The organism is Adhaeribacter aquaticus DSM 16391, assembly GCF_000473365.1.
Classification (GTDB): Bacteria; Bacteroidota; Bacteroidia; order Cytophagales; family Hymenobacteraceae; genus Adhaeribacter; species Adhaeribacter aquaticus.
On sequence record NZ_KI421517.1, the window covers coordinates 4,634,474 to 4,655,214 of the forward strand.

General features: G+C 36.5%; 23 protein-coding genes. 11 read left to right on the plus strand and 12 right to left on the minus strand.

Features of this window, described 5'->3' with window-relative positions; translation table 11 throughout:
• Positions 1 to 42 precede the first annotated feature (42 nt).
• The gene (locus ADHAQ_RS0122910) at positions 43 to 2,934 is read left to right on the plus strand and encodes a PD-(D/E)XK nuclease family protein (protein ID WP_026464918.1); all 2,892 of its coding nucleotides are present in this window, start codon (positions 43 to 45) and stop codon (positions 2,932 to 2,934) included.
• 79 nt (positions 2,935 to 3,013) lie between these two features.
• Here ADHAQ_RS0122910 and ADHAQ_RS0122915 read toward each other — a convergent pair whose 3' ends face one another.
• Positions 3,014 to 3,328: a LysM peptidoglycan-binding domain-containing protein gene (locus tag ADHAQ_RS0122915; RefSeq protein WP_026464919.1), complete on the minus strand. Its 315-nt coding sequence runs from the start codon at positions 3,326 to 3,328 to the stop codon at positions 3,014 to 3,016.
• Positions 3,329 to 3,630: 302 nt separating this feature from the next.
• Between ADHAQ_RS0122915 and ADHAQ_RS26840 the strand changes: the two genes are divergently transcribed.
• The 3 genes from ADHAQ_RS26840 (at position 3,631) to ADHAQ_RS0122930 (ending at position 6,400) form a co-directional block, all read left to right on the plus strand.
• Positions 3,631 to 4,041, plus strand: coding sequence for a lipocalin family protein (locus ADHAQ_RS26840; RefSeq protein ID WP_051360115.1), 411 nt, complete (start codon positions 3,631 to 3,633; stop codon positions 4,039 to 4,041).
• A 115-nt stretch (positions 4,042 to 4,156) separates the two neighbouring features.
• On the plus strand, positions 4,157 to 5,497 hold the full coding sequence (locus tag ADHAQ_RS0122925) for a DNA recombination protein RmuC (RefSeq protein WP_026464920.1): 1,341 nt from the start codon (positions 4,157 to 4,159) through the stop codon (positions 5,495 to 5,497).
• A gap of 39 nt (positions 5,498 to 5,536) precedes the next feature.
• Positions 5,537 to 6,400, plus strand: a complete 864-nt coding sequence (locus ADHAQ_RS0122930; protein ID WP_026464921.1) for a substrate-binding domain-containing protein — start codon at positions 5,537 to 5,539, stop codon at positions 6,398 to 6,400.
• A gap of 426 nt (positions 6,401 to 6,826) precedes the next feature.
• On the opposite strand, the gene ADHAQ_RS0122935 is transcribed toward ADHAQ_RS0122930, so the two are convergent.
• Entirely contained in the window at positions 6,827 to 7,543 is a 717-nt protein-coding gene (locus ADHAQ_RS0122935) for a pirin family protein (protein ID WP_026464922.1), read from the minus strand.
• A gap of 154 nt (positions 7,544 to 7,697) precedes the next feature.
• On the minus strand, positions 7,698 to 8,474 hold the full coding sequence (locus ADHAQ_RS0122940; protein WP_026464923.1) for a LexA family transcriptional regulator: 777 nt from the start codon (positions 8,472 to 8,474) through the stop codon (positions 7,698 to 7,700).
• 275 nt (positions 8,475 to 8,749) lie between these two features.
• Between ADHAQ_RS0122940 and ADHAQ_RS0122945 the strand changes: the two genes are divergently transcribed.
• Positions 8,750 to 9,898, plus strand: a complete 1,149-nt coding sequence (locus ADHAQ_RS0122945; protein WP_157433490.1) for a BamA/TamA family outer membrane protein — start codon at positions 8,750 to 8,752, stop codon at positions 9,896 to 9,898.
• Between the two features lie 89 nt (positions 9,899 to 9,987).
• Here ADHAQ_RS0122945 and ADHAQ_RS28965 read toward each other — a convergent pair whose 3' ends face one another.
• Positions 9,988 to 10,374, minus strand: a complete 387-nt coding sequence (locus ADHAQ_RS28965; protein ID WP_071781145.1) for a twin-arginine translocase TatA/TatE family subunit — start codon at positions 10,372 to 10,374, stop codon at positions 9,988 to 9,990.
• A 300-nt stretch (positions 10,375 to 10,674) separates the two neighbouring features.
• Here ADHAQ_RS28965 and ADHAQ_RS0122955 point away from each other — a divergent pair, with 300 nt between their 5' ends.
• Together ADHAQ_RS0122955 and ADHAQ_RS0122960 are read left to right on the plus strand one after the other, a co-directional pair.
• Positions 10,675 to 12,096, plus strand: coding sequence for a Glu/Leu/Phe/Val family dehydrogenase (locus tag ADHAQ_RS0122955; protein WP_026464925.1), 1,422 nt, complete (start codon positions 10,675 to 10,677; stop codon positions 12,094 to 12,096).
• A 39-nt stretch (positions 12,097 to 12,135) separates the two neighbouring features.
• Positions 12,136 to 12,522, plus strand: coding sequence for a methionine-R-sulfoxide reductase (locus tag ADHAQ_RS0122960; protein ID WP_071781146.1), 387 nt, complete (start codon positions 12,136 to 12,138; stop codon positions 12,520 to 12,522).
• Positions 12,523 to 12,575: 53 nt separating this feature from the next.
• Here the strand turns inward: ADHAQ_RS0122960 and ADHAQ_RS0122965 are convergent, their stop codons facing one another.
• The 5 genes from ADHAQ_RS0122965 to ADHAQ_RS0122985 all read right to left on the minus strand — a co-directional run bounded on the left by ADHAQ_RS0122965 (position 12,576) and on the right by ADHAQ_RS0122985 (position 15,918).
• Positions 12,576 to 13,181 (minus strand): HAD family hydrolase, encoded by a 606-nt coding sequence (locus tag ADHAQ_RS0122965; protein WP_026464927.1) that lies wholly within the window; start codon positions 13,179 to 13,181, stop codon positions 12,576 to 12,578.
• Positions 13,182 to 13,223: 42 nt separating this feature from the next.
• Positions 13,224 to 14,270 carry a hypothetical protein gene (locus ADHAQ_RS0122970; protein ID WP_026464928.1) on the minus strand — a complete coding sequence of 349 codons (1,047 nt, stop codon included), beginning with the start codon at positions 14,268 to 14,270 and terminating at the stop codon, positions 13,224 to 13,226.
• A 55-nt stretch (positions 14,271 to 14,325) separates the two neighbouring features.
• Positions 14,326 to 14,547, minus strand: a complete 222-nt coding sequence (locus ADHAQ_RS0122975) for a hypothetical protein (protein WP_026464929.1) — start codon at positions 14,545 to 14,547, stop codon at positions 14,326 to 14,328.
• Positions 14,548 to 15,191: 644 nt separating this feature from the next.
• Positions 15,192 to 15,371: a hypothetical protein gene (locus tag ADHAQ_RS0122980; RefSeq protein ID WP_026464930.1), complete on the minus strand. Its 180-nt coding sequence runs from the start codon at positions 15,369 to 15,371 to the stop codon at positions 15,192 to 15,194.
• A 337-nt stretch (positions 15,372 to 15,708) separates the two neighbouring features.
• Complete coding sequence (locus tag ADHAQ_RS0122985) at positions 15,709 to 15,918, minus strand: hypothetical protein (protein ID WP_026464931.1); 210 nt, start codon at positions 15,916 to 15,918, stop codon at positions 15,709 to 15,711.
• A gap of 129 nt (positions 15,919 to 16,047) precedes the next feature.
• On the opposite strand from ADHAQ_RS0122985, the gene ADHAQ_RS0122990 reads away from it, so the two are divergent.
• On the plus strand, positions 16,048 to 16,314 hold the full coding sequence (locus ADHAQ_RS0122990) for a hypothetical protein (protein ID WP_026464932.1): 267 nt from the start codon (positions 16,048 to 16,050) through the stop codon (positions 16,312 to 16,314).
• A gap of 89 nt (positions 16,315 to 16,403) precedes the next feature.
• Here ADHAQ_RS0122990 and ADHAQ_RS0122995 read toward each other — a convergent pair whose 3' ends face one another.
• A complete protein-coding gene (locus tag ADHAQ_RS0122995) occupies positions 16,404 to 16,793 on the minus strand; it encodes a hypothetical protein (RefSeq protein ID WP_026464933.1) in 390 nt (129 codons plus the stop codon).
• 259 nt (positions 16,794 to 17,052) lie between these two features.
• Here ADHAQ_RS0122995 and ADHAQ_RS0123000 point away from each other — a divergent pair, with 259 nt between their 5' ends.
• Together ADHAQ_RS0123000 and ADHAQ_RS26850 are read left to right on the plus strand one after the other, a co-directional pair.
• On the plus strand, positions 17,053 to 17,451 hold the full coding sequence (locus ADHAQ_RS0123000; protein ID WP_026464934.1) for a hypothetical protein: 399 nt from the start codon (positions 17,053 to 17,055) through the stop codon (positions 17,449 to 17,451).
• 118 nt (positions 17,452 to 17,569) lie between these two features.
• On the plus strand, positions 17,570 to 17,818 hold the full coding sequence (locus ADHAQ_RS26850) for a hypothetical protein (protein ID WP_051360116.1): 249 nt from the start codon (positions 17,570 to 17,572) through the stop codon (positions 17,816 to 17,818).
• A gap of 89 nt (positions 17,819 to 17,907) precedes the next feature.
• Here ADHAQ_RS26850 and ADHAQ_RS0123010 read toward each other — a convergent pair whose 3' ends face one another.
• Entirely contained in the window at positions 17,908 to 18,126 is a 219-nt protein-coding gene (locus ADHAQ_RS0123010; protein WP_026464935.1) for a hypothetical protein, read from the minus strand.
• Between the two features lie 295 nt (positions 18,127 to 18,421).
• Here ADHAQ_RS0123010 and ADHAQ_RS0123020 point away from each other — a divergent pair, with 295 nt between their 5' ends.
• A complete protein-coding gene (locus ADHAQ_RS0123020) occupies positions 18,422 to 19,516 on the plus strand; it encodes a PAS domain-containing sensor histidine kinase (protein ID WP_026464936.1) in 1,095 nt (364 codons plus the stop codon).
• Positions 19,517 to 19,637: 121 nt separating this feature from the next.
• On the opposite strand, the gene ADHAQ_RS0123025 is transcribed toward ADHAQ_RS0123020, so the two are convergent.
• Positions 19,638 to 20,597 (minus strand): CvpA family protein, encoded by a 960-nt coding sequence (locus ADHAQ_RS0123025; protein ID WP_071781147.1) that lies wholly within the window; start codon positions 20,595 to 20,597, stop codon positions 19,638 to 19,640.
• Positions 20,598 to 20,741: the final 144 nt, after the last annotated feature.

A 20,741-nucleotide genomic window follows, 5' to 3' on the forward strand; every position in this document is an offset into this window, starting at 1 on the left:
GATTAAATAAAAACACCGCTTAAAGACAAAATATTAATATAAATGAAATCATTCCTGCAAACAGCAGCCGAATATATCTACCAAAAATACGCGGAGAACATCAGCCAGATCTGTATTGTATTGCCTACGCGCCGGGCCAGCATTTATTTTAAAAACGCTTTGGCCCAAGTGGCTACGGAAGGAATCTGGTCACCGGAAGTTTCTTCTATGGAAGATTTTGTTACTCGTTTAGCAAAAGTGGAAGTACTGGAGCCTATTCACCTGCAATTAGATCTGTTCGATATCCTACAGGATCTGGATCCAAATATTGATTTTGACCAGTACGTAACCTGGGCTAGCACCTTATTGGAAGATTTCAGCCGGATGGATTATGAAGTAGTAGATACTGCTAAACTTTTTGAGTATGTGAGTCAGGCCAAAGCCCTGGAACGCTGGGATCCTAAACAAGCAGGTTTTGAAATATCTCCCTTAATTCAAAAATACTTTAAACTGTGGGATAACTTAGAACAAGCCTATATTAGACTAAGGCAAAAACTAAAAAAAGATAAACAAGCCTACACCGGTATGGCTTACCGGCTGGTGGCTGATAACATTGAGGATATTCTTCAAAAATCAACCTGCCAACAATTTATTTTTTTAGGCTTAAACGCCTTAACCCACTCCGAGGAAATTATTATCCGCACCTTATTAAGCAAAAACAAGGCGGAAGTATTATTTGATTCGGATGATTTTTACATGGAGGACACCTCGCAGAATAGGGCTGGAAATTTCCTGCGGCGGTATAAAAAAACCTGGAAATTAGAGGAATGGAAATGGCAGCAGAATTACCTGTTAACTGACAAAAAAGAAATAAATGCTATTGCCGTGGCCAATGCCAGTATGCAGGGTAAAATAGCCGGCCAAATACTGCAAGACATCCGACAGCAAAATCCCGCTGCCCAGGTAGCCATTGTACTTCCCGATGAAACTATGTTACTTCCGGTGCTCCATTCTATTCCGGAAGAGATTACAGATTACAACGTTACCATGGGACTTACCTTTAAGGGAACCCCACTATACAACCTTATTGATTTACTTTTTGAATTACACTTAACTGGTGTAATTCAGCCTGCTGATTTGGGCTATAAAGTAAATATGTACCACCACCTAACGGTGCAAAAAATCTTAAGTCACCCGTTTATCCGAAGGTACGAACAATATTTTGACTCTGTAACGGAAGAAGCTGCCGAACAAAGTTTTGTCTCTAAAACGCTGGCGGAAATTATTGCTAAAAACAAGGTTCTACTTTCGGCTAAAGAACTTTTAAAATTAGGTAATGAGCACGCGTTGTTTAAGGCGTTGTTCCAAACCTGGCGCAACTGCGACGATATTATTGCTGCTTTTTATAGCTTGATTGATTTACTTAAGCAGGTATACCAATTTCAGCCGGAAAACCCGATCGAAACCGAGTACCTTTATATTTTTTATACCCTAGTGCAGCGCCTCGACTCTATTTTTGATTGTAGGGAACAACGCATTTCGGTACGAAGCTTTAAAAAGTTCTTATACGAGAATATTTCTACTACCCGATTACCTTTTAGCGGGGAGCCGATTTCGGATATTCAGGTAATGGGGTTCCTGGAAACCAGAGCACTTGATTTCGAGAACCTAATTATACTATCGGTAAATGAGAACGTATTACCAGCACCTAAGAAGCATAAATCGTTAATGCCCTATGATGTTCTTAGATCTTTTGGGCTACCTACTTATGCTGAACAGGAAAGCATTACCTCTTACTATTTTTACCGTTTATTACAGCGGGCCAAGCGCATACACTTGCTTTATGTCTTACCTTCTGACACCTATGGCTCCGGTGAAAAAAGCAGGTTTATTCTGCAACTGCAACACCATTTAGTTCCGGCCAACCCGAACATTACCTTCCGCGACTTAACAGCTATTGTAGAACAACAGGAAAGCAAAGAATACCACCCAGACATTATTATTCAGAAAGATGAGCAACTGTTGGCTAGTATGAAACAAGCCTTACAAAAAGGACTTTATCCGTCGCACCTGAATATGTACCTAAATTGTTCATTGCAATACTATTTCTACAAAATAGCCGGCATTAAAGAAACCGAAGAAATAGAAGAACAAATAGGGGCCGACCAGTTCGGAAATATTGTCCATAAAGTACTGGAAGATTACTTTAAACCTTTCTGGGAAAAGAAAACCTTAATAACAGCCAAAGATTTTGAGGTAATGCAGATTAAGCTACCGCAACGGGTAAAAGAAGCTTTTAAAGCCGGTATTTTAGGTAACGTACCAGAACAGGGCATGAATTTTTTACTCTTGAAAATAGCTACCCAGGTTTTGGAGGCCTACCTGAAAAAACAAACTGAAAGCAAAGACCTGCCACTACAAATTTTAAGTTTAGAGCAAACACTGGAAACAACCTTACAGGTAAACATAGGCCATGAAACGATACCCGTAAAAATTGCCGGTAAAGCCGATAGAATTGACAGAACCGAAAAAGCCATCCGGGTAATAGACTATAAAACCGGAATGGTAGCTGCTAATGACTTAAAAATTAAAACAGAGGATGTGGCTGAGCATTTGTTAACCGACAAAAAGTACGGAAAGGTAAGGCAGCTTTGGTTATACAAGTACCTGATGGCTAAAAAGCTAAAAGCAGAAGGCAAATTAGATAACACCTTATTTGAACCAACCATAGAAGCCGGCATTATTTCATTTCGGAATTTGAATGCAGGGCTAATGACGTCAGATATTGCATTTGAAGATGATAAGAATATTGGATTAGAAGACTTTATGCAACATTCTGAAAAATATTTATCTCAATTTATTCAGGACATGCTAAACCCGGAAATTCCTATTAAAAAAACACAAGATTTGGAGGTTTGTCAGTATTGCGTGTACCGTGGCATTTGTGCCCGTTAAAATAAAAAAGGAGCTTCACGGAGCTCCTTTTTTATTTTTCACTTATAGTGCTTTATACGTGTTAAAACAAAAGTATGTTTTAACGCGGAATAACTATTTTTTGCCCCGGATGAATTAAATTCGGGTCTTTTATCTGATCTGTATTTGCCTGATGGATTTTGTGCCAGGCATTCGCATCTCCGTACAGCTGTTTAGCAATTTTAGATAAAGAATCGCCACTTTTTACGGTATAATATTCTTTTTGAGGTGCTGCAGGCTGAGCTGGTTGGGCCGCTTGTGGTTGAGCTACACTTGGCTGAGACGGCGCAGCTGGTTTCACTACATTATTTTTAGGGGTCGCCTGCGGATTTGCTGGCTTCTCATCTCCTTTTTTAAAAAAATCAAATAATCCCATAGTTCTTTCTATTATATTAAAATATTTATCATTCTGTAGGAAAGCTTTTTATGGCTCCCATCTATATTTTAACATACGCCCCCCTCTTGGTTTAGTTATAGAACCCTCCTAATTTATCTTTGCCTTTACAGGCGAATACAAGCTGTTCTTCCAAAATTATCTTTATTAGCTACTCATTTTATTCTTAACAATTTAACCTATTGTAAAAAGTCTCCGTAACATTCAGAAAATAAAATGTTTTAATGCCAGGTATAAAGACTGTAAGTCTATAAACAAATTTTAAGAACCTTAAATCTATAACTATGAAAATCTCAGTTTTGAAGAATTATTTATCCCTCTTAACACTTGTTCTATTTTTACTTGCCAGTTGCGGTGGCGACAAAAATACAATAGGTACGGCTGCAACCATTTCGGGTAGCCAAAATAAACTCTGGATAGCCCGGAAGAGTATTGCTGCTGATGGCCAGGTGCGTAAAATGACAAAAAAAGAAAGGGATGAAGAAATCCAGTTTTTTGCAAACGGATCTTTCAGTATGCGGTCGGCCGAACAAAATACTTCCGGAAAATGGACTTTTGATCCAATGATTAAAAATTTAACATTACAATACGTTGGCTCTGATGCGGTGAAAAATTTTGAAGTGGTAAAACTTAATGATAAAGAAATGATTCTAAGACAGGAAGATGGGTCTTCTATGGAGCTAAAGGCTCAATAATTTTATTTTATCTTTTCTTTAATAAAATAAAAGGTACTTTAAACCGGTTTCTCATAAGAGAGCCGGTTTTTTATTTTATTTTAGTAGCTTCTGCTCAGATTTGTTATTTTTATATATGGAAATACTTTTTGCTTTTGTTGGATTGATAATTGGCTTTATTTCGGCCTATATGGTTTTTAAATTCAGAAATGCCTCCATACAAGAGAAGGTTAATCAGGCCCAGGTAAACCAATCAGTTTTGCAGCTACAGGTACAGGAAAAACAAAGTGAAATAGCCCAGTTAAAAGAACAGATAAGAACGAGCAATGCCAATATTCTATCGCTGCAAACAGAATTAACCAAAACAGAAACTGATTTATACCATCTGAAACAAAAACTTACCGACCAGAAAGATGAATTAGAAACCTTACGGACTTCATTTTTACAACAATTTGCCAGTGTCTCCAATCAGGTTTTGGTTACCAATGCCGAACATTTCAAAAAAGCTTCGGCCGAAAACCTGGAAAACATATTAACTCCTTTAAAAGAACGAATAAAAGAATTTGAAACGAAAGTAGATACCACTTACGAAAAAAGTCTGCGGGAGAATATTGCTTTAAAAGAGCAAATTTCGATGCTGGCCAGCCTGAACCAGCAAATGAGTCAGGATGCAATAAACTTAACGAAAGCTTTAAAAGGTGAACGAAAAACGCAGGGCAACTGGGGTGAGTATTTATTGGAAGTTTTACTAGAAAAATCTGGCCTGCGGCAGGGTGATCATTATAACCGGGAAGTGGTGTTAAAGAATGAGGAAAATAAAACCTACCGCCCCGATGTTATTGTGAACTTACCCGGCCAGAAACATCTAATTATAGATTCTAAAGTTTCTTTATTGGCGTATGATGCTTATAGCAACTGCGAAGATGAAACCTTGCAACAAGCACACCTTATCAGTCACATTCAATCTATCCGGACCCATTACCAGGAATTAAGTAAAAAAGAATACCACCATTTAATTGGTGTTCATTCTCCTGATTTTGTACTCATGTACATTCCTATTGAGCCAGCATTTAATCTGGCAATGCAGCATGACCGGGATTTGTTTATAGATGCCCTGAACCACAATATTGTTTTTGTTACCACCTCTACCTTACTGGCCACTTTACGTACCGTAGAAGGAGTCTGGAAACAAGAAAACCAAAAGAATAATGTACTTAAAATTGCGAAAGAAAGTGGCTTGTTGTATGATAAATTTGTTGGTTTTGTTGAAGATTTAAAAGCCATTGGCAAGCACCTGGATAATAGCCACAGCAGTTACCAGGCGGCTATGAATAAATTAACGGACGGCAAAGGCAACTTAATTAAGAAAGTAGAACAATTAAAAAACATGGGTGCCCGCACTTCTAAATCCTTAGATATCAGCTTACTTAAAGATTCAGAAACAGAAGAAGTTAGTGCAGGGCTTTTAAGTGACTAAAAAAATTTTATTTTTACCTCTTCTTACAAAACCTACCCTATGGAAAAAGTAAATTTTAAAATTGGTGGTGTACCGGAGCATTTTAATTTACCCTGGCACCTGGCCATGCAGGAAGGTTTATTTGAACAGGCTGGCCTCCAATTATCATGGACTGATTACCTTGGTGGTACCGGAGCCATGACGAAGGACTTACGTTCCGGCGATTTAGATATTGCGGTGCTTTTAACCGAAGGAATTGTAGCCGATATTGTAAAAGGAAACGAGAGTAAAATTATTCAGGTTTTTGTAGAATCTCCTCTAAATTGGGGAGTACATGTACCAGCTCAAAGTAACTTATATGAGGCAAAAGATTTAGAAGGCAAACGGGTTGCCATTAGCCGTATGGGATCCGGATCGCATTTAATGGCTTTCGTATACGCTACCCAGCAGGGATGGAATCCGGCTGATTCAGAACTGGTATTGGTAGGAGGTATAGATGGTGCCCGGGTAGCCTTTAAAAATAATACCGCCGATGTTTTTCTATGGGAAAAGTTTATGACGAAGCCTTTGGTAGATGCCGGAGAATTTAGGCGGGTAGATGAAATTCCAACTCCTTGGCCATGCTTTGTTATTGCTGCCCGCCAGGAAATCATCAATCAGCAGGCCGGTCCTTTAAAAAAGCTCCTGAAAATAATTAATACTGCCAATCAATCTTTCAAACAAAATCCGGAAGCCGTAAACCTGGTATCGCAAAATTTTAACCTGCAGCCAGCCGATGCCCAAACCTGGTTTACCAGTACCCGCTGGGCTACTACAACTGGAGTTTCTGAGTCCATGATACAAGGCGTGATAGATATGTTACGCAAACTGGAATTAATCGACCAGACGCCTCAAGCGTCCGAACTAATAGAAATATTATCCTAAATTTCAAGGCTATTCTAAAAAAGGATAGCCTTTTTTTACGCTCCTCTCCTATTGAAAAAAATTTACTTATCCGTGCTCTGGAAATAGTTATCCTGTGTTCATTTATAGGCCGAAAAGTTTATAAAACTGAAGCTGATTATTTTATTGAAAGCTTTACACTAAAATACCAACAGCTATACACAGTTGCTTCCGAAACTGAATGGACTTCCAATACGCATTTGGTAGAAGGAGACTCTACAAATGTAATGCCCACCCGCCAAGCCAATAAAGCCATGGTGGCTTACTTCGAACCTCTTTTAGCTTATTAAAAGAACAAAATAAAGGTCAGGAATTTATGGTGTTAAACACTTTTAAACTTTATCATACAAAAGAGCCATTTTAGTTAACTCTTTTGTATAATTTTATTACTATTAGAGAAAAGTCCTTCTAATAATTCGCTTCTACGGCTGGTACATCAATCAGGATAAAAGCACTATCCTGAGCTGCTTTTATAGTCACCAAATCCACCTGGTCTATCCGTAACTGATCTTCCTTAGTTGCCTGTACGCCATTCACAAATACTTCCCCATCTATTAGGTAGATAAAGGTTTTACGAATGCTAAAAGTCTGAAAATTTAGCTCTTTATCAGCGTTAAGTTTTCCATAATAAATAGTGGAGTTAGAGTTCATATAAACCACATCTTCCAAAACTTTCTGGCCTGATACCAGCGGAATTAACTCATTTTTAGCATCATAAAAATCAATGCTTTTTTGTTCATAAGATGGAGACAAACCTTGCTTATTAGGCATAAACCATAACTGGTATAAGTGTAGTTCTTTGTCTTGCTCGTTTCGCTCGGAGTGTGTAATGCCTGTACCAGCCGTCATGCGTTGTACTTCTCCGGCCGAAATGGTAGTTTTATTACCAAGGCTATCTTCGTGGGCTACCTCTCCTTCCAAAACAATGGTGATAATTTCCATTTCTGAATGCGCATGCATCGGAAATCCTGAATTCCCGGCGATCCGGTCATCATTAAAAACCCGCAAAGGCCCAAAATGTACGTTATTGAAGTCGTAATAATCAGCGAAAGAAAAAAGAAAGTAGGAATTTAACCAACCAGCAGAAGAATTATACCTTTCAGAAGCAATAATAAGTTTGACCATAGTATAGCAGATTTATTTGCGTGATTCAAGATCAAAAATATCTTGAAAATACTATTTACGTTTGCTAAGGCTATTGGTTAGTTACTGCTTGCAGTTAAAAAAAGGCCAGTCTCTGTTCAGAAACTGGCCTTATTACGATGAATTATCGTTTACCTTATGCTTTCTTTAATTTAATTACTTCCTGCTGCAAGTCCATTACAATAGAGGTTAGTTTACTTAAAGAGAAGTCTGCAATAGGAAACGTACTGCTAATATATGCTTTTGCCTCCCAGATTTCAGAAACATCTTCTACCGGAACCTCATAAGGTTCATAAATAGGATTATCCGAGTGTAATCTTAATAAAGACCTTTCGGAGATTTTATTAAAGATCCGTTTAAATACCACTCCTTCCTGCTGGCTAACCACAATGCAGGGTGTACCGTCTTTTATCTCAGTCCAATCTTCCACGTACTTTCCTATAATAACGGCCCCGGAAGCAATAGGTAACATAGAATCTCCTTTAATCTCGAAAGCCCGGTGCGTACCAATTGCATCCAGCATCGGCAACCGGAACCGGGGCAGTTCCTCAATAAATTCCGGATCGGCATAGCCATTTAAATAACCAGCACTGGCTTTTTGAGGCACCAGCTCGATAAATTCATTCTGATCTTTATCAACTGTTATAGCTAAAACCCGTAAATTAGACTTGCCCGGCAGGTTGCTAGTTTCATTAGCCGAAGAGGCTGCTGTTTGGCTTAAATCAACTGTTATAAATTGGTCGAGGGAAATACCAAAAAACCGGGCCATGGAAACTAAAGTACTTAATTTAGGTTCTGCCCTTCCCTCTTCGTAAGCCCCTATTAATGAACGTTTAATTTCTAATTTTTCAGCTAACTGAGCCTGCGTAAGACCTTGCTTTTTCCTTAAAATTTTTAAGTTATTTTCTACCATTAAGCTAATTATAAAGCTTTCAAACCTTCCTATATACGTAAATTTAGTAAAACAAGAAATAAAATACTAATATTTTTAGAAACCTTTAGTTATTTTATTTAAGTAAGTGGATTGACTTTAATAAATTTCCATACCTATTTTAGAAAATTACCATATTGCATTTATCCATATCTTAGAGCAACATTAACTTGTAAGTGGGGAGCAACGTGAAATTTGTATTTTTTTTAATTTTAATACCTTTTCTTTTCTTTAGTAATCCGCTGAAATGCCAAACAGTGGAGCCAGTAATAACTTCGGATGGAGTTACAGCCCGACAAAAGGATTTACTGGACGTTGTCAAGAAAATCAAAAAGAAAAACAGGGAAGATTCAGTAGTTTCACCACACCAAGGAAAAAGCAATTTGCATATTTCGGTTTTACCTATGGCTGGTTATAGTTTACAAACCGGCTTTGCTATTTTGGGAGTAGCTAATGCAGCCTTCTATACCGACACTACCGTTAAAACTAATGTATCGAGCGTATTAACTAATATTACTTATTCACAATACAATCAAATTTTATTTCCTTTTCAAACAACTATCTGGACCAAAGGAAACCGATATAAAATAATTACTGATTGGCGGTTTTTAAAATTCCCATCGATTACTTATGGTTTAGGAGGCAATACCATTCCTTCTAATGGCTATAATATAAATTATTTTCATTTACGGTTTTACCAAACTGTTTTGAAGTCAATAGGATCAAATATTTATGCTGGCTTAGGGTTTAATTTAGATTTCCTTTGGAATGTACAGGAACTTGGTTTATCAGCGAATGAGATAACTGACTTCCAACTTTATGGCTACTCTAAAAAAAGTACAGCTGCTGGACCTACCTTTAATCTCTCTTTCGATAACCGGGAAAATTCCATTAATCCGAATCAAGGCTATTTTATGCAGGGTACCTACCGGCCAAATTTAAAATTAATGGGTAGCAGCTCTAACTGGCAGTCACTTATAGTAGATTCCAGGAAGTATGTTAAATTTCCGACCCATTCAGAAAACGTACTAGCCTTTTGGAATTATAATTGGCTTACATTAAACGGAGATCCGCCTTATTTACTTTTACCTAGTACAGGTACAGATATAAATAATAACTCAGGACGAGGTTACATACAGGGAAGGTTTAGAAGTAAAAATATGCTATACCTTGAAACAGAGTATCGTTTTAAGATAACCCGAAACGGATTACTGGGAGCTGTTACCTTTATAAATGCCCAATCTTTTACAGAACAAAATAATCAGTTTTCTAAAGTGATTCCAGGTTATGGAGCGGGAATAAGATTAAAAGTGAATAAATACTCCCGGACAAATGTGGGGATAGATTATGGAGTTGGAATTGGTGGCTCCCGGGGCTTCTTTGTTAATCTGGGCGAAGTTTTTTAACCAATGCTATTTACAAGATAAAATGTTTACCAAACAGAACAGCCACTCCTAAATTAGAGTGGCTGTTTTGTTATATCTGTTAATGTTGCTTATTCTGCTATTTTATTTTCTTCCTGCTTTGGTTCCTCCACCGGCGAAGAAATTTCAGGATTTACAGCTGCTACATCTTGCTCAGTTTGCGTAAACGTTTCCGGCCGACGCTTTTTGTTCATAATATTATCAATGCTTGGTCCTTCTACATGAACAGGCTCTGGCGTATAAGTATGTTGGCTGGTAGGCTCATCATTAATACTTTTTTCTATCTCCGTTTTAATACCATTGGTAGCATCTTTAAACTCCCGAATACCACGACCTAAACCTTTGGCTAAATCTGGAATTTTATTGGCTCCAAATAATAATAGAATTACAAGCATAATAACCATTACCTCGCTACCGCCCAATCCGCCAATAAAAAGAAAAACTGCATTTAAACTCATACTATTAATTTTTTAATGTTCTTGAATAACGTTAAATCAACCCCTGATCCGGTAGATATTCCTTTTGTAAAGATAGTAAATATTATTTTTCTAACAAGGTAAATCCCTCAAAATTAGGATAGTTCTAAAACACTTTGGCCGTCTTTAAAAAATATTAAAATATTAATATATTCATTTTAAATATACTACAGAATTAGCCGTTACTAAATTGATTACTTATTAGCTTACTGTTAATAGCCTAAACAAACGTAAGAGCTATACCGTTTTACCTAAAAACCGCATTACCAAAACAAAAAAACTATGAATGGAGAAACGCAAGGAAAACAATTTCTAAGAAGTGTCCACCATTATTTTGATGAGGCTGCCCGGCACACGAATATCGATCCCGGCATTCTGGAACAAATTAAAGTCTGTAACAGCGTCTATAAAGTAAACTTTCCAGTAGAAGTTGACGGAAAAGTAGTGGTTTATGAAGGCATCCGTGCCCAGCACAGCCACCATAAGCTACCTACTAAAGGAGGTATTCGTTATAGTATACACGTAGATGAAGACGAAGTAATTGCCCTTGCTACGTTGATGACGTTTAAATGTGCCCTTGTGGATGTCCCATTTGGAGGAGCCAAGGGTGGGGTAAAAATTAACCCCCGGACTACTTCTGTGGAAGTCTTAGAAAAAGTAACCCGCCGCTATGCCAGTGAGTTAATAAAGAAAAACTTAATTGGCCCTGGTATGGATGTTCCTGCCCCTGACTACGGCACCAGTAGCCGGGAAATGGCTTGGATTGCTGACACCTATCATACTTTTAAATATGGAGAAACCAATGCGTTAGGTTGTGTTACAGGCAAACCAGTGGGCCAGGGTGGTATTCGCGGACGTACCGAAGCTACCGGCTTAGGCATTTATTACGGTTTGCGGGAAGCTTTGCAAGACACCGAAATCATTCAGAAGCTCCATTTAAATTCCGGGCTTAGCGGCAAACGCATGATTGTACAGGGTCTTGGTAATGTTGGTTTCCATGCTGCCTACTTCTGCCAGCAAGACGGCGTAATTATTACGGGTATTGCCGAACGAGAAGGAGGCATTTTCAATCCCAATGGTTTAAATATTCAGGAGGTATTCAGGCACCGGACAGAATCAGGCTCTATATTAAATTACCCAGGTGCCAGTAATGTAGAAAACTCGCTTGATTTGTTAACCTACGAATGTGACATTTTACTACCAGCTGCCCTGGAAAACCAGATAGACCAACATAATGCAGCTGATGTTAAAGCTAAAATAATAGCAGAAGGTGCCAACGGCCCCGTAACGCAGGCAGCAGAAAAAATATTATTGCAAAAAGGAGTATTCCTGTTACCAGACCTGTATTTAAATGCGGGAGGGGTTACTGTTTCTTATTTTGAGTGGTTAAAAAATTTATCCAATGTGCGGTTTGGCCGGATGGGAAAACGAGCCGAAGAAGCCAGCTTACGACGGATTGTTGATACCATTGAATCGACCACTGGTAGATCTATAGGAGCTAAGGAGCGAAAGCTATTGATCCATGGTGCCGATGAAACTGACCTGGTAAGGTCTGGCTTGGAAGATACCATGATTTTGGCCTATCACGAAATGCGGGAAGTGATGCGGCAAACGCCAAGTGTAAATGATTTGCGGACAGCTGCTTTCTTTGATGCTACCCAGAAAATTGCCGTTAGTTACCACTCGTTGGGTATTTTCCCTTAAAATTTTTTGATATTTGTGCTTTACTTTTAATAATTTAAAATGAATACCTCAGGAGAAAATATAAAATACAATACATTAACGCCGGAAGAAGAACGGGTAATTCGTTTTAAGGGTACCGAATTTCCTTATACAGGTAAATTTACCAAACACAAAGAACCTGGCACCTATGTTTGCCGGCAATGTAATGCACCACTTTATAAATCTGAAGATAAATTTGACTCCCACTGCGGCTGGCCCAGCTTTGATGATGAACTACCGGGTGCAGTAGAACGGGTATTGGATGCTGATGGGCATCGGGTTGAAATTATTTGTGCCAACTGTAAAGGTCACCTGGGGCATGTATTTGAAGGAGAACGATTTACGCCTAAAAATACCCGGCACTGCGTAAATTCCGTTTCTTTAGATTTTGTTCCGGATAATAAATAACCAATAATATATAAAAGCAAAAAGAGGATGTAATTAACATCCTCTTTTTGCTTTTATAATATTCTATCTTCCTGCAAGGCTGTTCGTAAAGCCTCCGGCGAAGTAAAATGAATTGATTTGATACCCATAGCTTCTGCCGCTTTCACATTTCGAAGATTATCATCTATAAATAAAGCCTCTTCTGGTTTTACATGGTAACGATTTAACAAAGTTTGATAAAATGAAGGAAAAGGTTTTCGGTCTTTCTCCTCCCCTGACATAACAATACCATCAAACCATTTTAAAAACTCAAACCGTTCTAAAGCAATTGGGAAAGTTTCTGCCGACCAATTAGTTAAAGCATAAATTTTATATTTACTACTTTCTTTTAATTCCCGGAATATTTCTACAGTACCTTCAATAGCACCTCCCAGCATTTCTTCCCAGCGCCCGTAAAAAGCTTTAATGTGGTGAGCCTGTTCTGGATATTGTTTTACCAACAGGTCAGTGGCTTCTTGAATAGTTCGTCCCCCATCCTGCTCTTCATTCCAATCCGAGGTACAAACGTTCTCTAAAAAGTGAAGCATGTCTTGTTCATTTTCAAACATTTTACGGTAGAGGTAATGCGGGTTCCAATCAATAAGAACGGCACCCAAATCAAAAATAATGGTGTTTATCATAAGTTTATAATTTTATAAATCGAGCAGGCAATAACGAAGCAGCTATAAACTATTAACAATACGAGGCTCCCGGCTTAAAATAGTTTTAATATTCAGGCGTACCAAATCGCCCATGTTTCGGCAACGCAAAAAATCTTCTGATTTATGATGTTCAGCCAATTCTTGTTTTAATTGTTCTACTTTCTCTTGGGTAGACACAGTATCATTTCGCATTAAATCAATAAGGTCTTTCAACCGATAGCGGGCCAGTTTAAGTCGGTGGTACATCAAAGCCCGCTCTTCGCTCTGATACTGTTGTACCGTTTGTGGTTTTAATAAACTCAGCACCAGATCCACCACTTTAAAATTATCCTTAAAGAACTGCGGCAGGTACATAACTTTTCTACCTTCGTAAGACTGCTGATCAAAATCTATGGGTCGCACCCGGTATTGCTCATCCTCAAAATCCGGCGTAATGTCTATAACATAATTATAAGAGCGCATATCGCCTAAAAGCCTGATAAAACACCTTTCGTTAAATTTTACAAACTCTTTGGCAATACGAACTCTATTGGTATTTGGCCGGTTCAGGTATTCTTTAATAAATACATCGCCGGGCATACCGGCAATATGTTCTTCTATGAGGCTATCGCCATCTACAATATAATTTATTCGGCTTGGTGATAAAATATGTTCTAATTCGAGCCCGTATATACGGGAAGCATCTGCGCGTTTAACATAGAAATAATCATAGTTGTCGTTCAGCTGATTTTTAATTTGTACTCGGAAAGGATGGGTATTTCCGAAGGTGCAATAATCTATGCGGGAAACAAATAAATGCTCAATAACTGAAATATCACCGTCCGTTTTTAGTAAGGCGTAAATCATAGTCAAGGCCTTGTTCAATTCATCCTGCCTGAACTGCTCATACAAAACCGTTTCCCAAAGCGTATCTTTGCCTTGCTTATCGTAGTACGGAAAGGATTCACTATAATGCAGAAGATCTTCGTATCTAACCGGCAATTTTGTTTCACGGTCGTAAGTGCGCAGGTATTTGCGCAGCTTAACAGAGATCGGATACACTATCTTTTTTTTTGTAATATTATTCACGGATGCTCGTAATCTGCAAATAAAGAAATAAGAAATTTATCATTATTTTAAATTTTTACTCATTATTGGCATCAGAAATAATATCCTTGGCATCTTCTACATTCTCTCCGTTGTTGTAAAGTATTTGTTCCGGGTTTTCACCTAAAGCATCTTTGCCTAAAGAGTTATCATCATCAAAAACATTTTCTGGTCTATCAGACCGCTTTTCTTTACTTTTTGAAGGATTAGGTGAATTGTTCTCTTTCAGCCCTTGGTTATCTAAATCTTCCTTATTCATAGCTTTTAAATTTAAGTTTTTATTGACTGTACGTAGTTAAGACAACTTTTTGTTTTTAACGAACTCTCTAAACTTTTTTAGAATTAAAACCTTCGGAAATTATTTTAAGAAAACAATTGCTAAGGCTAAATATTACATAAGGCCTGGAGAGAGGAAAAAAATTGAATCAAAATAAAATAAAACGTTTTCTTTAACTTATCTATAACTCTACAAAAACGAGTAAAAAGCCTCCTCAAAATTATTAGGTGCCATTTTTCCTTAATCTTATTTAAAATGAAAATAACAGGGAATACATTCAAATATATAATTAAACAAATAATTATGCTAAAATATCAAGATTTTGGAATTTAATTTTTACTTTTACTCGTTATATCCGTAATATACCTTAAGGTATTTTACTATAACCATGATATCTTTCTTACTACAGCATATATATATTTTTATAGGATTTGTAACCTTATTATTAGTGATAGGGGTGCTTTATAAAGATTATATAAAAAAAAATATAAATCCGGCTCGTATGACAGCACGGCCTAAGCATAAGTTAAAAATAAAGAGACTTTAACTTTCTTGTGTTTCTAAATAAAATAAAAGGCTCTGATGTTTAATTCAGAGCCTTTTATTTTATTTAGAAAAATTTTTATTCAATCTCCACACATATTCAAATAATACAACACTTTAGCCTTCTGTTCTTGTTCGCGCTTATTCTTTATAGCAATTTCTGTTTCTAATTTTAATTCAGAATTACCTAAGGCTTTGCTTACCTGCAAAAACTCTTTTTTTTCGCTGTTAACAGAATAGTTTAGCTGCATATTATTCTTCATATAAAGGTTTTAAAGCTTAAAAAAAGTTAATAGAAATATTTAATCAGGTTTATGATATCTGATTTTCCGAACGCTGCTATTCCTAATATTTTTATTCATACTCACACCATAATCACGCACTAATAGCCATATAAATGAAGAAAGAGCCGTGGTTAAAAGTAAAATAAATAAGAAATACTTAATTAGCTCCATAAGTATTTGAGTTAAAAAAATAAAAAATACGAAAAAGTAAAAGGTTAATAAAACCAAAAACAAATCAGTCCTAAACCTGATTGAAACACTTATCTATAAAGATATCTGTGAATTTTTGCTTGGAAGAATAATTTATTTACGGCGGTTATTTTAATTTAGTTTTAATTTCTTGCCAATTTTTTATATTGAAAATTTTAAGATTCCCGTTGTTAGCAATCAAATCCATTACTAGGGAACTTTCTACTTTTTTTCCTATTTTTTTACCTATTTCACAACCTTTACTTAAAAGTTTGGGTATATATTTATGCTGGTCAGGTGAAGTAGAAACATCGACGGAGAAGAGTATTCCAGCCATTTGAATTTAAATGATAAAGGGTAACTAAAATTTAGTTACCCTTTTTTTATTATATTGATTTTCAGGTTACCGGTTTAGTAAAATTTATTTAATATTCGTATATATAGCTAACCACCTATAGAACACATTATGGCAGATATAGACGAATTATCGACCGATGAATTATATCAGGAACGCAAAACAAAATGGGATTTGGAGCTATCTCACATTGAAGATAAACATCCAGAATATTTCAATCTAAACATTTCACCTTTAGCCTTGAAATTAGAACAACATATATTCTTTTCCTACGATACCTATCGTTCCTCCTTTGGCTTTAGACCAGACTCCAATTTACCTGATACTATCAGGGAAGAATGTTTAGAGGCATTTCACCGGGTTTGGGCGCCCGCCTAAAAAAAAGTTTTAAAGCTTATGGAACATCTAACTAACCTTTAAAGCCTAAAGAATTATACAAGGTTAAGTTGTGATAAATCTTTGTATTATTAAGCAATAACGGTGGATTTATTAACTATTACTGGCCCCCAAATATATTTAGTATATTTAGGCGCATCTGGTAGAACTGGAGAGTTGCTGGTTTTCTTTTTACCAGAAGTATTTAATTTTTGTTTGGTCCCTGGTTTGCCCTTCTGAACTGGTATTTTCTTTTTCTCTCCTGCCGAGCTACTTTCCAGCTTTTCCGGATCTTTAGGATTTAATGCAGGATCATCAAAATCCAAATCCATGCTCTTAATTAACTTTTCATCTACAATACCCGGCGTGGTAGGTACATCAATAGATATTACACCACCTTCAGGTTTTGGGGTTACTGAACTTTGTGCTTTTACCACCTGAAAAACGAGTAAAAAACAAAAGAGTGAAACTGAGATTTTCATGATCTTTCTTTAGTATTAGGTTTATTATATTTCCGGCACAGATTAAAAGATTCTCTATTTAATTAACTAAAAGCGTTGTAATAAATTATTTTAGGCAGCTGAATTTAATTTAGTAAACCCTCACCTGTCCATTTTACATAAACCTAACCAACTTATAATCAGTCAAAACAAAATTTTCTAAAAAATACCTTTGGTAAACTCCTTTTTTCGTGGCTAACTTAACGTTACCAAATGCGCCGCAGCTTTAAACAGGTAAACTATGAAATTATACGAGGATGCTGTATTAGAGATAGATCTTAGAGAAGATATTCTTTGGGTAAGTTGGACAGAACGCAAAACGCTTGAAGATTTTAAGCCTGTTGCGGATACAATTGTAGCATTTTCCCTTAATTTAAATATTGAGAAGCTTTTAATAGATGGCAGAACTACCCATTATACCAAAGTAGCGCCTGACGAAAGCATTATCCAATATTTCGTAGCAGCATTTGGAAAAACCAATATTAAAAAGATTGCCCGTTTGCTTTCTGAAAATATTTTGTTTGAATCTAAAGTTAATTTGCAGAACCTTTCTTTAAATGCCGAACATTTATTACCGTTTCAATTCCGGTACTTTGGCGACGAAACTAATGCTATTGCTTGGCTGCATACAATAGAATAAATTTATTAATTCGGCCTTTGGTTCTTTTTTTATATACTTGCGATTACTTAATGCCTTATTTTTACAATAGAAACAAAGACCTCAATTAAGCAAACAATAAAATTTTTAAACAAACACTATGAACACTTTTACGCCAACACAAGATTATGATTTACTTATCGACAGACCGGTAAGCTTCTTCGAAGACGAAGACGATGATATTTTTGATGATGACGAAGATAATTTAGATGATGATCTGGATCTTTTTGAAGAGGAAGAAAAAGAGCCAAATGAATTAGTTGATATCGATGAACTGGATCTGGATATTGCGGATGAAGAAGCTTTAGATGAGGATTGGGAAGAGGAAGAAGATGATGATCTTCTTTAAGAAGAACTTTTCTAACAGTTAAAATTCCCTTAAAATAAAAAAGCCTGATCTTGATCAGGCTTTTTTATTTTAAAATCATAATAATGAAATTACATTAAGTCGTATGATTTAACCGAGCCCAGTAATTGATTTCTTTGATCTAATAGACTTTGCAGCGAATCAAAATTAGTTTGTGTAAAAGGAACAGATTCATTGTACGTTCTGCCATAAAAGCAATTAGATTCTTTAGCTTCACTTTTTTCCACAAACTCGTTCATTTTTACCTTCCCATTATTGTTTTCTGATTCAACCCAGCTATTTAATTTCATAACTTTTAACTTTTTAAAATTTAACGACGAACAAGTTTATGTAATAAGCTTTATACTGTATTTATTTACAGATTGTTACAATTTACTTCTTTTTTTTTTGATAACCTAAATATTTTAAATTTTTAATTAAATATTATAAATTTTTTAACAAAAATTCGTTCTTTCTGAATTTGGAAAGCTTGAACCAAACGTAATGCCTCATATTTTTATAAATGCTATTTATTTTATAAAACTTCCACCTAATTTATTTCCTTGCGTAAAAACCGGCAGTACCACCTAAGATGATTACTTCCTTATGATTCTGCAACCAAGTCCGGAAAACAGCATAATATTAGAGCAGTTGGTAGAACAGATGGATAAAGCTTTCTTTATTTATGATGTTGCCCCACAAAAGCTTCGCTATATAAATCCAGCATTCGAAGAAATTTTTGAAACTGAAAGAAGTAGTTTATTAACTAATCCTGAGTCTTACCTGGCAAGTATAGATCCCGAAGATCAGGATTATGTAAAAAAACGGGTAAAAAGCATTTTAAAGCAGAGCCAGCTCGTTACCGAATTCAAACACCTGACCCCACGCAATAAGGTTAAATGGATATCGTTGCAGACTTTCCACATCCTAAATGAAGACGATACCAAAAGTATTGTGGGTATAGCCGAAGATGTAACAAATAAAAAGGTTAACCAAGCTACCCTTTTAAAATATGCTGATAAAAAAGATACAGTTTTACATACTATGTCACATGATTTGTCTGGGCCTATAAATTTGATTAAAAACTTAGCCCGTGTTATAGACACTGAATCGCTTAATTACCACAACAACAAAATATCAGAGGCTTTATCTTACATTCAGCAAACTTGTGAACAAAGTATAAAGCTTATTACCAATTTACTGACTAATGAATTTTTGGAGTCTTCCGAAATAGGGCTTCGAAAAATCCGATTTAACTTAGTGCCCAAAATTCAAAACATACTAGACGCCTTTAAAAGTGCTGAAATTAATTTTAAAAGAAATGTAAAATTTAATTACACAGCAGAAGTAATTTATATTATTGCTGATGAAGTAAAAATAATTCAGGTAGTAAATAACCTACTCCATAATGCTAATAAATTTACTCATGAAGGGGGCAGCATTGTTATTGATTTAGAAGAAGAGGAAGACTTTGTTCTGATAAAGGTTACTGATAATGGCATTGGCATTCCAGCTGATTTACAGCCGCACATTTTTGAAAAATTTACACCCGCCCGCCGACCTGGCATCAGAGGCGAAGAACCTGTAGGGCTTGGTTTAAGTATTGTAAAGAACATGGTAGAATTACACCATGGCAGCATTTGGGTAACAAGTGAGGAAGGCCAAGGCACCACTTTTTTTGTGGAAATACCAAAAGAATAACTTTTAACCTTTATATTGGAAAATTATTTTTAAATCTACGTGTCATGAAACCTGCCCTGATAATTTTACTAATCATTGTTGTAATATTTGTGCTAAGAATGCGTCGCAAAAACAAATAAATTTAATTTCTGAAATTTTGAGTCATCATGAGCCGGTGGGGCCCTGCAGCCATTACGCCAATACCTACCCTACCAAAACCCTTGCGTAAAATATTGGCCCGGTGGCCGGGAGAATCCATTAATCCTTCGTGGGCTATAGTTAAAGAAGGAGCCAATGCTAAATTTTCACCCGCCGTTATAAATTTAACGTTTCCTTTTCGTATCCGGTAAAAGGCATCTTTGCCCTCTGGGGTATAATGCGAGAAATACCCTCTCCGGAACATATCGGCAGAATGCAACCGGGCTACCCGAGTTAAGGCAGTATCCATTTTTAACGGTTTTAATCCTTCTGCTGCTCTTTCCTTATTAATCATCTCCAGCATTTCTGCCTCCAAATCTGGCCGCGGTTTAGATTTAGCTACTTTATAAGGTAAGGCAATTGTTTTATTAGATTCCGGATGAATCGTCAGATTATTTAAGGTGCGCCCCACCGCTTTATCAAAAATGGGCGTCATGGCATTTTCTAACCTTTCGGTATAAGAGCCAAATTTATCGGCCAACTTACTTTCGTGCACTTCTTTTTCAATGCTTTCGGGTAGCGGCAAAGCGAGGAGTAAAACTGATAAAATAGCAACCGTAATAAAAGCATTAATAAAACCAGGAATTAAACCCAGAGCATGATTAGCTTTCCGGATATGGATATCGGGTGGTAACTTCCGTAATACCCACAAACCAGCGGTTTGCAACAAAATACTGGCTACAATAGCAACTACAAAAAAGGAAACAGGTAAAGTCCAGGCCTCACTCCAATCGGTTTTACCATTGAGCCAATTTGCCAAATAAGGATAAAACCGTAAGGCTAGAAGTAAGCTACCAACCCACCTGATTAAATCTAATAGACCAAAAATAAAACCTCGGTACCAGCCATTATAAATGCTGGATATAAAAATTATAACAATTAAGATATCTATATAGTTTATCATATACTGCCGGTGCTATGCCTGTAAAACTTATAGTTTTATGCTTTTACCTGACAGATTGAATTTCAGTTGCCTGATGATAACTTATCAACTACAGAGCTTGCTATAACGGCAATAAAAAAAGCTAACAGAATGACTTCTGTTAGC

Bases quoted from the DNA above. Each gene is read 5' to 3' on its own strand.
- ADHAQ_RS0122930 (WP_026464921.1), top strand. From the start codon at position 5,537: ATGGAAAAAGTAAATTTTAAAATTGGTGGTGTACCGGAGCATTTTAAT.
- ADHAQ_RS0123020 (WP_026464936.1), top strand. From the start codon at position 18,422: ATGATTCTGCAACCAAGTCCGGAAAACAGCATAATATTAGAGCAGTTG.
- ADHAQ_RS26850 (WP_051360116.1), top strand. From the start codon at position 17,570: ATGAACACTTTTACGCCAACACAAGATTATGATTTACTTATCGACAGA.
- ADHAQ_RS0122935 (WP_026464922.1), bottom strand. From the start codon at position 7,543: ATGGTCAAACTTATTATTGCTTCTGAAAGGTATAATTCTTCTGCTGGT.
- ADHAQ_RS0122960 (WP_071781146.1), top strand. From the start codon at position 12,136: ATGAATACCTCAGGAGAAAATATAAAATACAATACATTAACGCCGGAA.
- ADHAQ_RS0123010 (WP_026464935.1), bottom strand. From the start codon at position 18,126: ATGAAATTAAATAGCTGGGTTGAATCAGAAAACAATAATGGGAAGGTA.
- ADHAQ_RS0122985 (WP_026464931.1), bottom strand. From the start codon at position 15,918: ATGGCTGGAATACTCTTCTCCGTCGATGTTTCTACTTCACCTGACCAG.
- ADHAQ_RS0122965 (WP_026464927.1), bottom strand. From the start codon at position 13,181: ATGATAAACACCATTATTTTTGATTTGGGTGCCGTTCTTATTGATTGG.
- ADHAQ_RS0122910 (WP_026464918.1), top strand. From the start codon at position 43: ATGAAATCATTCCTGCAAACAGCAGCCGAATATATCTACCAAAAATAC.
- ADHAQ_RS28965 (WP_071781145.1), bottom strand. From the start codon at position 10,374: ATGAGTTTAAATGCAGTTTTTCTTTTTATTGGCGGATTGGGCGGTAGC.
- ADHAQ_RS0122975 (WP_026464929.1), bottom strand. From the start codon at position 14,547: ATGAATAAGGAAGATTTAGATAACCAAGGGCTGAAAGAGAACAATTCA.
- ADHAQ_RS0122995 (WP_026464933.1), bottom strand. From the start codon at position 16,793: ATGAAAATCTCAGTTTCACTCTTTTGTTTTTTACTCGTTTTTCAGGTG.
- ADHAQ_RS0122955 (WP_026464925.1), top strand. From the start codon at position 10,675: ATGAATGGAGAAACGCAAGGAAAACAATTTCTAAGAAGTGTCCACCAT.
- ADHAQ_RS0123025 (WP_071781147.1), bottom strand. From the start codon at position 20,597: ATGATAAACTATATAGATATCTTAATTGTTATAATTTTTATATCCAGC.
- ADHAQ_RS0122925 (WP_026464920.1), top strand. From the start codon at position 4,157: ATGGAAATACTTTTTGCTTTTGTTGGATTGATAATTGGCTTTATTTCG.
- ADHAQ_RS0123000 (WP_026464934.1), top strand. From the start codon at position 17,053: ATGAAATTATACGAGGATGCTGTATTAGAGATAGATCTTAGAGAAGAT.
- ADHAQ_RS0122990 (WP_026464932.1), top strand. From the start codon at position 16,048: ATGGCAGATATAGACGAATTATCGACCGATGAATTATATCAGGAACGC.
- ADHAQ_RS0122980 (WP_026464930.1), bottom strand. From the start codon at position 15,371: ATGAAGAATAATATGCAGCTAAACTATTCTGTTAACAGCGAAAAAAAA.
- ADHAQ_RS26840 (WP_051360115.1), top strand. From the start codon at position 3,631: ATGAAAATCTCAGTTTTGAAGAATTATTTATCCCTCTTAACACTTGTT.
- ADHAQ_RS0122940 (WP_026464923.1), bottom strand. From the start codon at position 8,474: ATGGTAGAAAATAACTTAAAAATTTTAAGGAAAAAGCAAGGTCTTACG.
- ADHAQ_RS0122915 (WP_026464919.1), bottom strand. From the start codon at position 3,328: ATGGGATTATTTGATTTTTTTAAAAAAGGAGATGAGAAGCCAGCAAAT.